Here is a 12,890-nt window from a genome sequence, read left to right as displayed (position 1 = left end):
AGCGGTCCGGGCCCCATGGAGACCACCCGGCGCAACCCGGGGCGTTCCGGGAACGAATCCACCGACGCGCGGGCCGCGCTTTTACACAATCCTATGCCTCCTGTAATTTGCGGCTCATGCGCATGGCGTACAAGTGCCGGGCCTACCCGGACGCCGAGCAGGCGACCGTCTTCGGCCGCACGTTCGGGTGCGTTCGTCTGGTGTGGAACAAGACGCTCGCCGAACGGCACCGGGTCTGGCACGCCGAAGGGCGGCGCGTCTCCTACAAGGAGACCGACGCGGCGCTGACAGCGTGGAAGAAGACCGAGGATCTGGCGTTCTTGAACGAGGTGTCCTCGGTTCCGCTGCAGCAGGCGTTGCGCCACCAGCACGCCGCGTTCGCCAACTTCTTCGCCGGACGTGCCCGCTATCCCCGCTTCAAGAACCGGAACTCCCGCCAGTCCGCGCACTACACCCGCTCCGCGTTCCGCATCCACGACGGCGAACTGCGGATGGCCAAGACCACCGCGCCCCTGGCGTTCGTCTGGTCCTTCGACGACGTCGATCTGGTAGCGCTGAACCCGACAATGGTCGTGATCTCGCGGGACTGCGACGGGCGCTGGTACGTCACCTTCGCCGTCGACACCGCCGAGCCCGTCCCCCTGCCGGCCACTGGGCACCAGATCGGTGTCGATCTGGGCGTCAAGGAGTTCGCGGTCACCTCCGACGGGGACCGCATCGCCAACCCCCGCCATCTGGAGAAGAAGCAGCGCAACCTCGCCCGCTACCAGCGGCGCATGGCCCGCCGCCGACCCGGGTCCAACAACCGCGGCAAGGCGAAGGCCAAGGTCGCCCGCGCCCACCGCAAGGTCCGCAACGCTCGAAGTGACTTCCTGCACCGCACCAGCACTGATCTCGTCCAGAAGGCGGACGTGATCGTGATCGAGGACCTCGCGGTCACCAACATGGTGCGCAACCGTACTCTCGGCCGCGCGATCTCCGACTGCGGATGGGGCGAGTTCCGCCGACAGTTGGAGTACAAGTGCGAGCGGGCCGGGCGCACTCTGGTGGTGATCGACCGCTGGTACCCCTCGTCCAAGACCTGCTCGCACTGCGGGCACCTGCTGGCCGAGCTGAGCCTGTCCACCCGGCGCTGGACGTGTCCGGGCTGCCGCACCCGGCACGACCGGGACGTCAACGCGGCCAAGAACATCCTTGCGGCTGGTCGAGCCGTAGCCGGGTACAGCCCCGGTGATGTCTGTGGAGCTGATGTCAGACGGCGAGGGTCTTCCCTTCCGCAATCGGCTGTGAAGCAGAAACACCCACGGCGCGAGCCGTAGGACTCCCCTCTCCGAGGGAGGGGAGGAAGTCAAGACGCCGTCCAGCCTATTGCCTGCCCCCGCGCGCACTGCCCGTGCGGTCAGCCTTGCGGCGGCGCCCAGCCCTGCCCCTGCCGCCCCTGCTGGTCCGGCGGCCCCTGCGGCGGCTGCCCCTGCGGCGGCTGCGGCGGCTGCCCGTACGGCGGCGGACCCTGGGGCGGGCCGGGCTGCCCGTACGACGGCGGACCCTGGGGCGGCCCCGGCTGCCCGTACGGCGGACCTTGGGGCGGGCCGGGCCTCTGACCGCCCGGAGGCGTGTACGCCGAAGCGGACGCGGTGCGCCTGCGCGACGCCACGACGGCGATCACGATCACCACCGGCACCGCGACCACGACGGCGAGAAACACCAAGATGACCAGCAGTTCGACCACGCTGATGCCCGCTCCTGACGAATGGTTCACTGTCGGTCCCTCATGTGGAGACGCGCCGAGTCGGCATCAGCGTAGCGGCGGGCGGCGGGCCCCGGTCACCGCGTCGGGGGCGTCGCGGCGGATCGCCCGGTCCCGGCGCACGGCCAGGACGGCGAGCGTCGCCATCATCACGACGGCCACCAGACCCAGCAGCCCCGTCAGATACGTCATCGCTCCACCTCGTCGCGGAATCGGCGTCAATGATCAGGACGCCCGCCGCGCGCGCGGAGTTCGCTTGTGTGCCGAGAGCACACACCGTGATCGGTTCAGCACCCCCCGAGGGGGCACCCCCGGCCGGCTTCGTCGGATTCAGACCACGGTGGCGCCGGGCACCGGCCCCTGGGCCCGGACGATCTGCTCCGCCACCCCCGCGCCGTCCAGCGCCACCGCGAGGTCGGCGGCGTCCTCGTCGGTCTCGGCGAGGAACGCGCAGGTCGGCCCCGACCCGGACACCAGCGCGCCGATCGCGCCGAGGTCCCGCCCGGCGTTCAGGGTGCGGGCCAGCGACGGCCGCAGCTCCAGCGCCGCGGGCTGCAGGTCGTTGGCGAGCGCGGCGCCGAGCGCCTTCGCGTCACCGGTCGCCAGCGCCGTCATCAGGTCCTCCGCGACCGACGGCCGCGGCGCGCTCTCCCCCGCGGCGTCCCGCAGCCGGTCGCACTCGGCGTACACCGCGGGCGTCGACAGGCCGCCGTCCGCCGCCGCGAACACCCAGTGGAACGTCCCGCGGGTCAGCGCCGGGGTGAGCCGCTCGCCCCGCCCCACGCCGATCGCGGTGCCGCCGAGCAGCGCGAACGGCACGTCGCTGCCGAGCTCGGCGCCCATCTCCATCAGGTCGTCCCGCGACAGCGCCGGCCGCTCCCGGTCGTCCCACAGCCGCGCGCACGCGACCAGCGCGGCGGCCGCGTCGGCGCTGCCGCCCGCCATGCCGCCCGCGACCGGGATCGCCTTGCGGATCCGCAGCCGCACCCGCGGCTCCACGCCGAGCCGCGACGCGACCAGCACCGCGGCCCGCGCCGCCAGGTTCCGGGCGTCCGTCGGGACCCGGCCGATCGCCACCCGCGAGTACGGCGCCGCCTCGACGGCGAGCTCCAGGCCGTCGGCCGGCTCCGCGGTCAGCTCGTCGAACAGCGACACGGCGTGGAACACGTTCACGAGGTCGTGGTAGCCGTCCTCCCGGATCGGCCCGACGCCGAGCTGGAGGTTGACCTTTGCGGGGACGCGTACCCTCACTGCGCTCACTCCAGAACCCTACGGGAGAGATCAGCCCCCGCTCGTCACGGGGAGGTTGCGGGGATTGAAGTACGGCGCCGTCGCCAGCTCCCGCAGCGCCGACACCGCGTGCGTGTCGCCCGTCACCGAGTAGGCGCGCCGCTTGTCCCGCGCGTCCTCGGCCTGCTCGTCGGAGTCGAAGTAGACGACGGCCTTGACCTGCGGGTCCTCCAGCGTCCTGGTGGCGGCGCGCAGCCACTCGGCGCGCCGCTGCCCGTACGCCTTCGGCACCCCGAACTCGGCGATCATGATGGGCTTGTGCCGGTTGCGGGCCCACTGCATGAACACCTTCAGCGTCTCCGACAGGTCCCGGTACTCGTAGTCGGCGCCGGGCGGGGCGTCCGCGCAGATCCAGTCGACCTGGTCGTCGCCGGGGTAGAAGGCGCCCGCGTTGGGCGCGCCGAACCCGCGCGCGCTCGGGCACCACACCCAGGCGACGTTGTCGACCTTCTCCGCGGTGAAGATCTGCCGCAGGTGCTTCCACGCGGCGATGAAGTCGGCCGGCGAGTGCACCCGGTCCTTCACCGACGACCGGTCCATGTCGCGGGACCAGCGCAGGAACACCGGCTTGCCGGTCGCCTTGATCGCCTTCGCGCGGGCGCGGATCAGCCCGTCGTACTTGCCCTCGACGATCTCCTTGGTGTCGGCGCCCGCCCACGTCAGCAGCAGGTAGCGGTTGCTGTCGACGACGGAGGTGTCCAGCCCGGTCGGGAACTCCGACTTCCAGCCCCGGTAGCTCTGCACGATGTCCAGCTGCCGGCCCATGTCCCGCTCGAACGCGGCGACGGGCGCCATGCCCGGCTTGCCGGCGTCCTTCCCGGTCGGGGTGCCGGACGCGCTCCCCGACGCCGTGCCCGACGCGGTGCCCGACGGTGTTCCGGACGCGCCGTCCGACGCGCCGCCGGACGCGCCGTCCGAGGCCGTGGACGACGGCGACCTCGTCGCCGCGCCGCCCACCTCGGGCGGCACCCACGCGCCGAAGTAGGCGCCCTTCGCCGGCGGCGTCGGGGCGATGCCCGCCCGCGCCGTCGTCGTGATCTTCGGCGCCGCGCCGGCGCCGTCACTGCACCCCGCCGCCACCGTCGCGACCAGGCCGCCCGCCGCCACCAGCGCCGTCGCCGCCAGCGGCAGCCGGGCCGCCCGCGCCCCGCCGGGCCGGAAGGCGCGCGCCGTCCGGGCCCGCTCGGTCCCCGCCCGCGCCGTCCGCGAACGCGCCTTCACCATTGCCCTCCGACTCTTCCGTGTCCATCGCCCCGGCGTCCGTCCCGCCGGAGCCGCTCGCGCCGCCGTCCGTCCCCGGGGAGCCCGCCGCGCGGGGGTCCGCCGCGGCCCCGGCCGCAGCCGCCGGGGCGCCGGGAGCGCCGTCCCCCTCGATGGAAGGACCATACTCGGCAATACGGGCGAAGGCGGCCACGTCCAGAGCTTCGCCCCGCGCCCGTGGATCAACGTCCGCCGCGCGCAGCGCCCGCTCCGCCTCCGCCGCCGACCCCGCCCAGCCCGCCAGCGCCGCCCGCAGCGTCTTGCGGCGCTGCGCGAACGCCGCGTCCACCACGGCGAACACCCGCTCGCGGGACGCGGCGGCCGGCGGCGGATCCCGCCGCGTGAACGCGACCAGCCCGGAATCGACGTTCGGCACCGGCCAGAACACCGCCCGGCCCACCGGACCCGCGCGGCGCGCCTCCCCGTACCAGGCGAGCTTCACCGACGGCACCCCGTAGATCTTGCTCCCCGGCGCGGCCGTCATCCGGTCCGCGACCTCCGCCTGCACCATGACCAGCGCCGACCGCAGCGACGGCAGCACCTCCAGCAGATGCAGGACCACCGGCACCGCGACGTTGTAGGGCAGGTTCGCCACCAGCGCCGTCGGCGCCGGCCCCGGCACCGATGTGATCTTCATCGCGTCGGCGCGGACGACCTCCAGCCGGTCCGCCAGCTCCGGCTCCCGCGCGGCCGCCGTCGCGGGCAGCTCCGCCGCCAGCACCGGATCGATCTCCACCGCCACCACCCGCCGCGCCTCCGGCAGCAGCGCCAGCGTCAGCGACCCCAGCCCCGGCCCGACCTCGATGACCACATCGTCCGGCCCGAGATCCGCGGCCCGCACGATCCGCCGCACGGTGTTGGCGTCGATGACGAAGTTCTGCCCGAGCGTCTTGGTCGGCCTGATGCCCAGCCGCGCCGCCAGCTCCCGCACGTCCGCCGGCCCGAGCAGCCCCCGTCTCTCCCCCATGAGAACAAGTGTGGCAGGTCAGGAGAACAGGAACTTCCCGCATACCGGCCACTGCCCCTGCCACCGCCCGTTCACCCGGTTGTAGAGCAGCTGCGCCCGGTACGTCTGCTCGCCCGCGCTCGCGTCCGACGGCCTGCCCGACCCGCCGACCGACGCCCACGACGACAGCGAGAACTGGTACAGCCCGTAGTAGCCGGACGGGTTCACCGCCTTGGGATTGCCATGCGACTCGCAGTTCGCCAGCCCCGCCCAGTTCAGCTTCGCCGCCGCGCCCGTCCCCGCCGACTTCGGCCCCACCGCCACGATCCGCGCCACCGGCTTGCGCTTCACCTTCTGCGCGATGACCGCCTTGACCTTCTTGCCCTTGCGCCGGACGTACGCCATCTGCACGACCTTGATGCCGGCCTTGCCCTTGCGCAGCTCCTTCTGCGACCACGGCGGCACCGACGCGCTCTTCTTCTCGATCGTCGGCGCCGGCACCCGCACCGTCCTCGTCACCGGCTTCGACAGCAGTCGCAGCACCTTCACCACGCCCCCGGCGGGCTGCTCGCGCGCCGGCTTCACCAGGTCGTACCGGCCGAGCTTCACACCGGCCTGGTCCAGCACCTGCTGGACCGTCGTCCCGGTCGTCATCGCGGTCGTCTTCTTCCCGTCCACCACGATGACCACCTTGCGCGGCGCCGGCGCGGACGCCTTCGGCGCGTCCGCCACCCGCACCGTCGACCGCGGCTTCGGCGAACCACCGCCGCCGCACGCCGTCGCCAGCAGCACCGTCGCGATCAGGACAGCAGAAGTCGCAGGGGCTCGACGCACCGTTCCTCCAGGGGGAGCCGAACGGGCCTGGGGGGTCGCCCGCTCAACGGCCAGACCCTAGAGCGGAACGCCCGTCCCCCGCCACCTCAACGCCCACACGGGTCCCCCCGCCCCCTCAGGTAAGAAGATGCGAACCCGAACGGTCATATTCATAGAGTCACCAGTTGACTACGTTCAGTAATCGAGAGTCCACCTCGAAGAGAAGGGAGCCCACGCCGAACGCGGGTGTCCAGGGCGCGGAAGCCCGCGAAGAGGCCAGGGGGCCGGTGCGGACGGCCAGAGCCCGGCCGTCCGCACCGTCCTGTATTTATTTGCATCGCCCTCGGCGGTCGGGCCCTGGGGGCCCTCCCTTCAACGGGCGCTGCGGCGATCGCTGCATCGCTCCGACTCGGCCCTGGGGGCCTCGCTGCGCGATCGGATTCTCGCTTCGCTCGAATCCGGCTTCGCACGCGATCGCAACGCTCGGGTCGCTGCATCCTCAGCTTACGGACGATCCCTTTCCGCCTGCGCGGGGTTTCGCTCCCGTCCCGGCCATCCGCGCCTATCCGCTTGGGAGCCTCGGTGCGTTGTCGGGCGCGCGGGGGCATCGCCGAGTTGGGTCCCGAGCGCTCATGGACCTGTGTGGGCAGGTTGCTCGCTGGGGGTTTTTAGGCGGTTGCTTGGGCGGTGGCTTGGCCGGCGGCTCGGGCGGAGAAGAGGCAGCCGCCTAGGAACGTGCCTTCGAGGGCGTTGTAGCCGTGGACGCCTCCGCCGCCGAAACCCGCGACCTCGCCTGCCGCGTACAGGCCGTCTATGGGGCGGCCGTCCAGGCCTAGGGCGCGGGAGTCCAGGTCGGTTTGGATGCCGCCCAGCGTCTTGCGGGTGAGGACGTGCAGCTTCACGCCGATGAGCGGGCCGGCGGACGGGTCGAGGATGCGGTGCGGGACGGCGGTGCGGCTGAGCCGGTCGCCCAGGTAGCGGCGCGAATTTCGGATGTCCTGGACCTGGGCGTCCTTGCTGAACGGGTTGGTCGTCTGCAGGTCGCGGGACTCGATCTGGCGGCGCAGGTGGGCGGCGTCCAGGAGCGGTTCGTCGGTCAGGGCGTTCATGCCGGCGACGAGTTGGTCGAGGGTGGCGGCGACGACGAAGTCGGCGCCGTGGCGCTTGAACGCCTCGACCGGGGCGGGGGCGCCCTTCGACAGGACGCGTTCGCGCAGCACCGCCCTGCGGTCGCCGCTGGTGATGTCGGGGTTCTGCTCCGAGCCCGACAGCGCGAACTCCCGCTCGATGATCTTCTGGGTGAGGACGAACCAGGAGTGGTCGTAGGCGGCGATGTCGGGCGTGGTGCGCAGGTGCTCGAGGGTCGCGAGGGTGTCGTGGCCGGGGAGGCAGGGCGCGGGGAGGCGCCGCCCGAGGGCGTCGAACCACATCGGGGAGGGGCCCGGCAGGATCCTGATGGCGTGGCCGGGCCAGACCGGGTCCCAGTTGCGGACGCCCTCGGTGTAGTGCCACATCCGGTCGCGGTTGACGAGACGGACCCCGGCGGCGGCGCTGATGTCGAGCATCCGGCCGTCCACGTAGGCGGGCACACCGGTGATCATGTGGGCGGGTGCGGTGCCGAGGCGGTCGGGCCAGTACCGGCGGACCATCTCGTGGTTCCCGCCGATGCCGCCGCTGGTGACGATCACCGCCTGGGCCGACAGCTCGAACGTCCCCGTCTCTTCGCGGCTGGACGCGACGCCGCGCGGCGAGTCGTCGTCGGCGAGGACGGTGCCGTGCACGCCGGTCACGGCGCTGTTGGTGAGGGTCAGGCCGTCCACGCGGTGGCGGTGGTGGAAGGTGAGGAGGCCCTCGTCGGCGGCGAGGCGGGCGCTGCGGACGAACGGCGCGACGACGCCGGTGCCCGTCCCCCAGGCGATGTGGAAGCGCGGCACGGAGTTGCCGTGGCCGTCGGCGCGGAGGTCGCCACGTTCCGCCCAGCCGACGACGGGGGTCAGGCGGATGCCGTGGGACGCCAGCCATGCCCGCTTCTCCCCGGCGGCCCACTCCACGTAGGCGCGGGCCCACCGGGCCGCCCAGGCGTCCTCGTCGTCGAGGCGGTCGAAGCGGGCGCTGCCCTGCCAGTCGTTCCAGGCCAGGTCGAAGGAGTCCCGGACGCGGAGCCGCCGCTGCTCTGGGGTGTCCACCAGGAACAGTCCGCCGAGCGACCAGAACGCCTGGCCGCCCAGGTTCGCGGCGTTCTCCTGTTCCACCAGCGCGACCCGGCGGCCGCGCGCGGTCAGCTCGTGCGCGGCGACCAGCCCGGCGATCCCCGCGCCGACGATGATGACGTCCGCGTCCATCCCCGCCTCCTTCCCCTGGCCCTATGCCCAGGGGAAGGCGCGCCCAACTACGAGGTCACCACGGGCCGAAGGTGCGCTCCCCGTTCGCGGCGATCGCGGCGCACAGCTCGGCCAGGTCGACGCCCTTGACCTCCGCCATCGCCCGGACCGTGTGCGGGATCAGGTACGACGCGTTCGGCTTGCCGCGGTTCGGGACCGGGGTGAGGAACGGCGCGTCGGTCTCGACGAGGACGAGGCCGAGGGGCGCGACGCGCAGCGCCTCGCGCAGCGGCTCGGCGTTCTTGAACGTGACGTTCCCGGCGAAGCTCATCACGTAGCCGCGGTCGGCGCAGACCTTCGCCATGGCGGCGTCGCCGGAGAAGCAGTGGAACACCACCTTCTCCGGCGCGCCCTCCTCGCGGAGGATGGCCAGGACGTCGTCGTGGGCCTCGCGGTCGTGGATCATGAGGGCCTTGCCGGTGCGCTTGGCGATCGCGATGTGGGCGCGGAACGCGGTGTGCTGGTCGGACTTCGGCGCCCAGTCGCGGTAGTAGTCCAGGCCCGTCTCGCCGATCGCCCGCACCTTCGGGTGCGCCGCCATCGCCTCGATGTCGTGCAGGACGTCGTCGTCGATGCCCGTGGTCTCGTTCGGGTGGATCGCCACGCCCGCGTACACGTCGTCGAACTCGGCGGCCGCGTCGACCGCGAACCGCGAGGACGGCAGGTCGCAGCCGATCGTGACGATCCGGGTGATCCCCGCCGCCTTCGCCGAGTGCAGCTGCTCGCTGACCGGCGTCTCGACGATGTCGAGGTGGCAGTGGCTGTCGAACACGTCGACCGGGAGCCGCTCGGGCAGCGGCGGGAACGACCGGGCGGCCTCGCCGCCCTGGTCGTCCGCCGGGCTCACTCCGCCTCCAGCCGGGCGAGCTCCTCGTCCACCACGGACGTGTCGAGCTTCTTGAACAGCGGGGTCGGCTTCGCGAGCGGGACGCCGGGCTTGATCGGCGTCGACTCCCACCGCGCCGCGGTGTCGTAGTCGCCGGTGAGGACCGTGTAGTCGGGGCCGCCCTCCTCCGAGACCGTCTCCAGCCGCGGCATGCCGCTCCACACGCCCTCGCCGCCGAGCAGCTCGTACACCTTCTGCGAGGAGTTCGGCAGGAACGGGGTCAGCAGCGTCTTGGCGTCGTCGACGACCTGCAGCGCGGTGTGCAGGATCGACTGGACGCGGGCCGGGTCGTCCTTCAGCTTCCAGGGCGCCTGGTCGGACAGGTACCGGTTGGCGTCCCGGACGACGTCGAGCGCCTCGGTGATCGCGTTCTTGAAGCGGGACCGCTCGAGCTCGGCGCCGACCGCCGCGAACCCGTTGCGGCTGCGCTCCATCAGGGCGCGGTCGGCGTCGTTGAGGTCGCCGGGCTCGGGGATCGCGCCGAAGTTCTTCGCGGCCATGTTCACCGACCGGTTGACGAGGTTGCCCCACGCGGCGACCAGCTCGTCGTTGTTGCGGCGGACGAACTCCGACCAGGTGAAGTCGGTGTCGTTGTTCTCGGGGCCGGCGACGGCGACGTAGTAGCGCAGCGCGTCGACGTCGTAGCGCTCCAGGAAGTCCTTGACGTAGATGACGACCTGGCGGGACGAGGAGAACTTGCGGCCCTCCATCGTCAGGTACTCCGACGACACGACCTCCGTCGGGGTGTTGAGCGTGCCGAGCGAGCCGGGCTTGCCGCCCTTGTCGCCCTGGCCGCTGTAGCCGAGCAGCATCGCCGGCCAGATCTCGGCGTGGAAGACGATGTTGTCCTTGCCCATGAAGTAGTACGACAGGGCGTCCGGGTCCTGCCACCAGGCGCGCCACGCGTCGGGGTCGCCCGAGCGCTTCGCCCACTCCACGGACGCCGACAGGTACCCGACGACGGCGTCGAACCACACGTACAGCTTCTTCGCCGGGTTCTCGCGCCAGCCGTCCAGCGGGATCGGCACGCCCCAGTCGATGTCGCGGCTGATCGCCCGGGGCTGGATGTCGTCCAGCAGGTTCAGCGCGAACTTCACCACGTTCGGCCGCCACGCCAGCGACCCGCTCTGCTTGCCGCGCAGGTACCGGCCGAGCACCTCGGTGAAGGCGGGCAGGTCGAGCATGAAGTGCTCGGTCTCGACGAACGTCGGCTTCTCGCCGTTGATCCGCGACACCGGGTTGATCAGGTCGATCGGGTCGAGCTGGTTGCCGCAGTTGTCGCACTGGTCGCCGCGCGCGCCGTCGTACCCGCAGATCGGGCAGGTGCCCTCGATGTAGCGGTCCGGGAGCGTCCGGCCGGTGGACGGCGAGATCGCGCCCATCGTCGTGGTCGGGAAGATGTAGCCGTTGTCGTGCAGGCCCTTGAAGACCTCCTGGACGATCGCGTAGTGGTTCAGCGTGGTCGTCCGGGTGAACAGGTCGTACGTCATGCCGAGGCCGTGCAGGTCCTCGGCGATCACGGCGTTGTACCGGTCGGCCAGCTCGCGGGCGGTCACGCCCTCCTTGTCGGCCTGCACCTGGATCGGCGTGCCGTGCTCGTCGGTGCCGCTGACCATCAGGACCTGGTTGCCCGCCATCCGCTGGTAGCGGCTGAACATGTCGGCGGGCAGCGCGAAACCGGAGACGTGCCCGATGTGACGGGGCCCGTTGGCGTACGGCCAGGCGGGCGCGGTCAGGATGTGTCGGCTTGACGAGGACATGAAATCAAGGGTAGTCGCGCCGTCCCGTTGAACCGCACCAATATCGCCACCTGTGGATAACTCCCGGACGGGCGCCGGCTGGAAGGTTGCTGCAGATCCGGCACGGCCGACTACGGCGGGTCCGGCACGCGAGTAGCCTGGTCCGGCGCCAAGCGCAGTCCAGCTCGTCGTCCAGCCAGGGGCAGAAGCCAGCCATGCCGCAGACCACGGCCGACCAGCCGGCCGTCACGCAGGAAACGACCACCGGACGGGCGGACGGGGCGCCCCGGAGGCTGATCGCCCGGATCCGCCGCACCCGCCGCGTGTGGTGGCTGGCGCTGCTCGTCGGGGTCTGCGCGGTGACCGCGCAGTGGGTGCTGATGACCCCGCCCCTGTACTTCGACCCGTACTACGTGTGGCTCGCGGCCCGCGACTGGCCCGACATCCCGCTCGGCGTCTTCCCGTTCGACGAGGTCCCGCACCAGGTGACGCGGATCGGGCTGGTGCTGCCCGCGCGGCTCGTCCAGGACGTCCTCGGCCCCGGCCAGGCCGCCTACTTCGTGATCGCCGCGCTCGGCGGGATCGCGTTCTTCGTCGGCACGTACCTGGTGGTGCGGGCGCTGTTCGGGGACGTCGCGGGCCTGCTGTCGGCCGGGGTCCTGCTGGTCCACCCGTTCTTCACGATGACGAACCCGTACGGCCACGAGATCACCTGGTCGACCGGGGTGATGCTGCCCGATATGCCGGGCGCCGGGCTGTTCGCGATCGGGATGGCGGCGCTGGTGGTCGCGTCCCGCCGGACGGGGCGCGTCCAGACGAGGTTCCTGCTGGCGGCGGGGTTCCTGCTCGGCTGCTCGTTCCTCGTCCGGGAGTTCCTGGCGTTCCTGTTCCTGGCGATCCCCGCCTACCTGGCGCTGCTGCGGATCCCGTGGCGGCGCAACGTCACGGTCGGCGCGCCGATGGCGGTCGTGCTGGTGTTCAACTTCGTCCACAACCAGATCGTGTGGGGCAACCCGCTCGCCGGGCTGATCTCGGCGGCCGAGCACGGCGGCGAGTCCCGCGACTACGTGACGCGGGGGCTGGCGGCCCGGTCGTTCCTGCGCGCCATGCACGACTGGAACCCGCTCGGCACGATCTTCGTCGCGGCGCTGGTCCTGACGATCGTGGGGTTCGCGGTCACCCGCGACCGGCGGCTCGCGCTCGTGCTGGTGTGGTTCTTCACCCTCGCCGTCCCGCTGACGATCTTCTCCGGGGTGCTCGACCCGCACAGCATCTCGCTGCGCGCCTGGCTGCAGCGGTACTGGTTCGGGGTGCTGCCCGCGCTGCTGGCCGGCGGGTTCGGGTCGCTGATCCTGATGTTCAGGATGATCCCGGACGGTCTGGTCGCGCGGCTGCGGCTGCGGACCCTGGCCGTCCCGGCCGTGGCGGTGGTGCTCGGCGGCGCGTACGTGTGGGGCGCCGTGACGGCCGTCCCGGAGCTGCCGCGCGACCGGGCGTGGAACCAGCTGCGGATCTACCTCGGCAAGCACCAGGACATGAAGCTGATCTGCGCGGACCGGCGCCTCGCGCAGACCCTGACGTTCTACACGCGGGACATGTGGGGCAAGCAGATCTGGCACGGCGAGATCCGCGACTTCCCGCACTACGTGCCGCAGCTCCCGCTCGACGCCCTCCAGGGGCCGATGCTGTACACGCACTGGCGCGGCCAGGAGTCGCAGATCGCCGGGGGCTGGCGGCCGGACCCGGCGAAGGGATGGCGGCTGATGTGGCGGTCGTCCGACGGCGTCCTGCAGCTGTGGAACCCGCCGCCCGGCGCCACCAGCTGATC

The 12,890-nt window shown here is 72.1% G+C and carries 10 protein-coding genes and 1 pseudogene; 2 read left to right on the top strand and 9 right to left on the bottom strand.

The features are described 5' to 3' along the window. Positions 1-116: 116 nt before the first annotated feature. On the top strand, positions 117-1,319 hold the full coding sequence (locus AB0C78_RS08110) for an RNA-guided endonuclease TnpB family protein (protein WP_360743501.1): 1,203 nt from the start codon (positions 117-119) through the stop codon (positions 1,317-1,319). A gap of 80 nt (positions 1,320-1,399) precedes the next feature. Here AB0C78_RS08110 and AB0C78_RS08105 read toward each other — a convergent pair whose 3' ends face one another. The 9 genes and pseudogenes from AB0C78_RS08105 to metG all read right to left on the bottom strand — a co-directional run bounded on the left by AB0C78_RS08105 (position 1,400) and on the right by metG (position 11,083). Continuing rightward, positions 1,400-1,759 (bottom strand): hypothetical protein, encoded by a 360-nt coding sequence (locus tag AB0C78_RS08105; RefSeq protein ID WP_360743498.1) that lies wholly within the window; start codon positions 1,757-1,759, stop codon positions 1,400-1,402. 36 nt (positions 1,760-1,795) lie between these two features. After that, positions 1,796-1,939, bottom strand: coding sequence for a hypothetical protein (locus tag AB0C78_RS08100; RefSeq protein WP_360743495.1), 144 nt, complete (start codon positions 1,937-1,939; stop codon positions 1,796-1,798). A gap of 138 nt (positions 1,940-2,077) precedes the next feature. Beyond that, complete coding sequence (locus AB0C78_RS08095; protein WP_360743775.1) at positions 2,078-2,998, bottom strand: 4-(cytidine 5'-diphospho)-2-C-methyl-D-erythritol kinase; 921 nt, start codon at positions 2,996-2,998, stop codon at positions 2,078-2,080. A 30-nt stretch (positions 2,999-3,028) separates the two neighbouring features. After that, a complete protein-coding gene (locus tag AB0C78_RS08090) occupies positions 3,029-4,261 on the bottom strand; it encodes a hypothetical protein (RefSeq protein WP_360743492.1) in 1,233 nt (410 codons plus the stop codon). 160 nt (positions 4,262-4,421) lie between these two features. Continuing rightward, a pseudogene (rsmA, locus tag AB0C78_RS08085) lies at positions 4,422-5,264 on the bottom strand (16S rRNA (adenine(1518)-N(6)/adenine(1519)-N(6))-dimethyltransferase RsmA); the annotation flags it as partial. An 18-nt stretch (positions 5,265-5,282) separates the two neighbouring features. Continuing rightward, a complete protein-coding gene (locus tag AB0C78_RS08080) occupies positions 5,283-6,077 on the bottom strand; it encodes a transglycosylase family protein (protein ID WP_360743489.1) in 795 nt (264 codons plus the stop codon). A gap of 647 nt (positions 6,078-6,724) precedes the next feature. Next, positions 6,725-8,398: an FAD-binding dehydrogenase gene (locus tag AB0C78_RS08075; RefSeq protein ID WP_360743488.1), complete on the bottom strand. Its 1,674-nt coding sequence runs from the start codon at positions 8,396-8,398 to the stop codon at positions 6,725-6,727. A 55-nt stretch (positions 8,399-8,453) separates the two neighbouring features. Continuing rightward, entirely contained in the window at positions 8,454-9,284 is an 831-nt protein-coding gene (locus tag AB0C78_RS08070; protein WP_360743485.1) for a TatD family hydrolase, read from the bottom strand. After that, entirely contained in the window at positions 9,281-11,083 is a 1,803-nt protein-coding gene (gene metG, locus AB0C78_RS08065; RefSeq protein WP_360743482.1) for a methionine--tRNA ligase, read from the bottom strand. The genes AB0C78_RS08070 and metG overlap by 4 nt, the downstream gene beginning before the upstream one ends. A gap of 194 nt (positions 11,084-11,277) precedes the next feature. Here metG and AB0C78_RS08060 point away from each other — a divergent pair, with 194 nt between their 5' ends. Continuing rightward, positions 11,278-12,888, top strand: coding sequence for a glycosyltransferase family 39 protein (locus AB0C78_RS08060; protein ID WP_360743479.1), 1,611 nt, complete (start codon positions 11,278-11,280; stop codon positions 12,886-12,888). Positions 12,889-12,890 lie beyond the last annotated feature (2 nt).

The sequence above is a fragment of the Actinomadura sp. NPDC048394 genome (genome assembly GCF_040651755.1).
In the GTDB taxonomy this organism is placed as follows: domain Bacteria; phylum Actinomycetota; class Actinomycetes; order Streptosporangiales; family Streptosporangiaceae; genus Spirillospora; species Spirillospora montaniterrae.
Note: the sequence above shows the minus strand (reverse complement) of the source record. Positions and strands in the feature narration are given on the sequence as shown.

Bases quoted from the DNA above. Each gene is read 5' to 3' on its own strand.
- AB0C78_RS08110 (WP_360743501.1), top strand. From the start codon at position 117: ATGCGCATGGCGTACAAGTGCCGGGCCTACCCGGACGCCGAGCAGGCG.
- AB0C78_RS08100 (WP_360743495.1), bottom strand. From the start codon at position 1,939: ATGACGTATCTGACGGGGCTGCTGGGTCTGGTGGCCGTCGTGATGATG.
- AB0C78_RS08090 (WP_360743492.1), bottom strand. From the start codon at position 4,261: ATGGTGAAGGCGCGTTCGCGGACGGCGCGGGCGGGGACCGAGCGGGCC.
- AB0C78_RS08075 (WP_360743488.1), bottom strand. From the start codon at position 8,398: ATGGACGCGGACGTCATCATCGTCGGCGCGGGGATCGCCGGGCTGGTC.
- metG (WP_360743482.1), bottom strand. From the start codon at position 11,083: ATGTCCTCGTCAAGCCGACACATCCTGACCGCGCCCGCCTGGCCGTAC.
- AB0C78_RS08060 (WP_360743479.1), top strand. From the start codon at position 11,278: ATGCCGCAGACCACGGCCGACCAGCCGGCCGTCACGCAGGAAACGACC.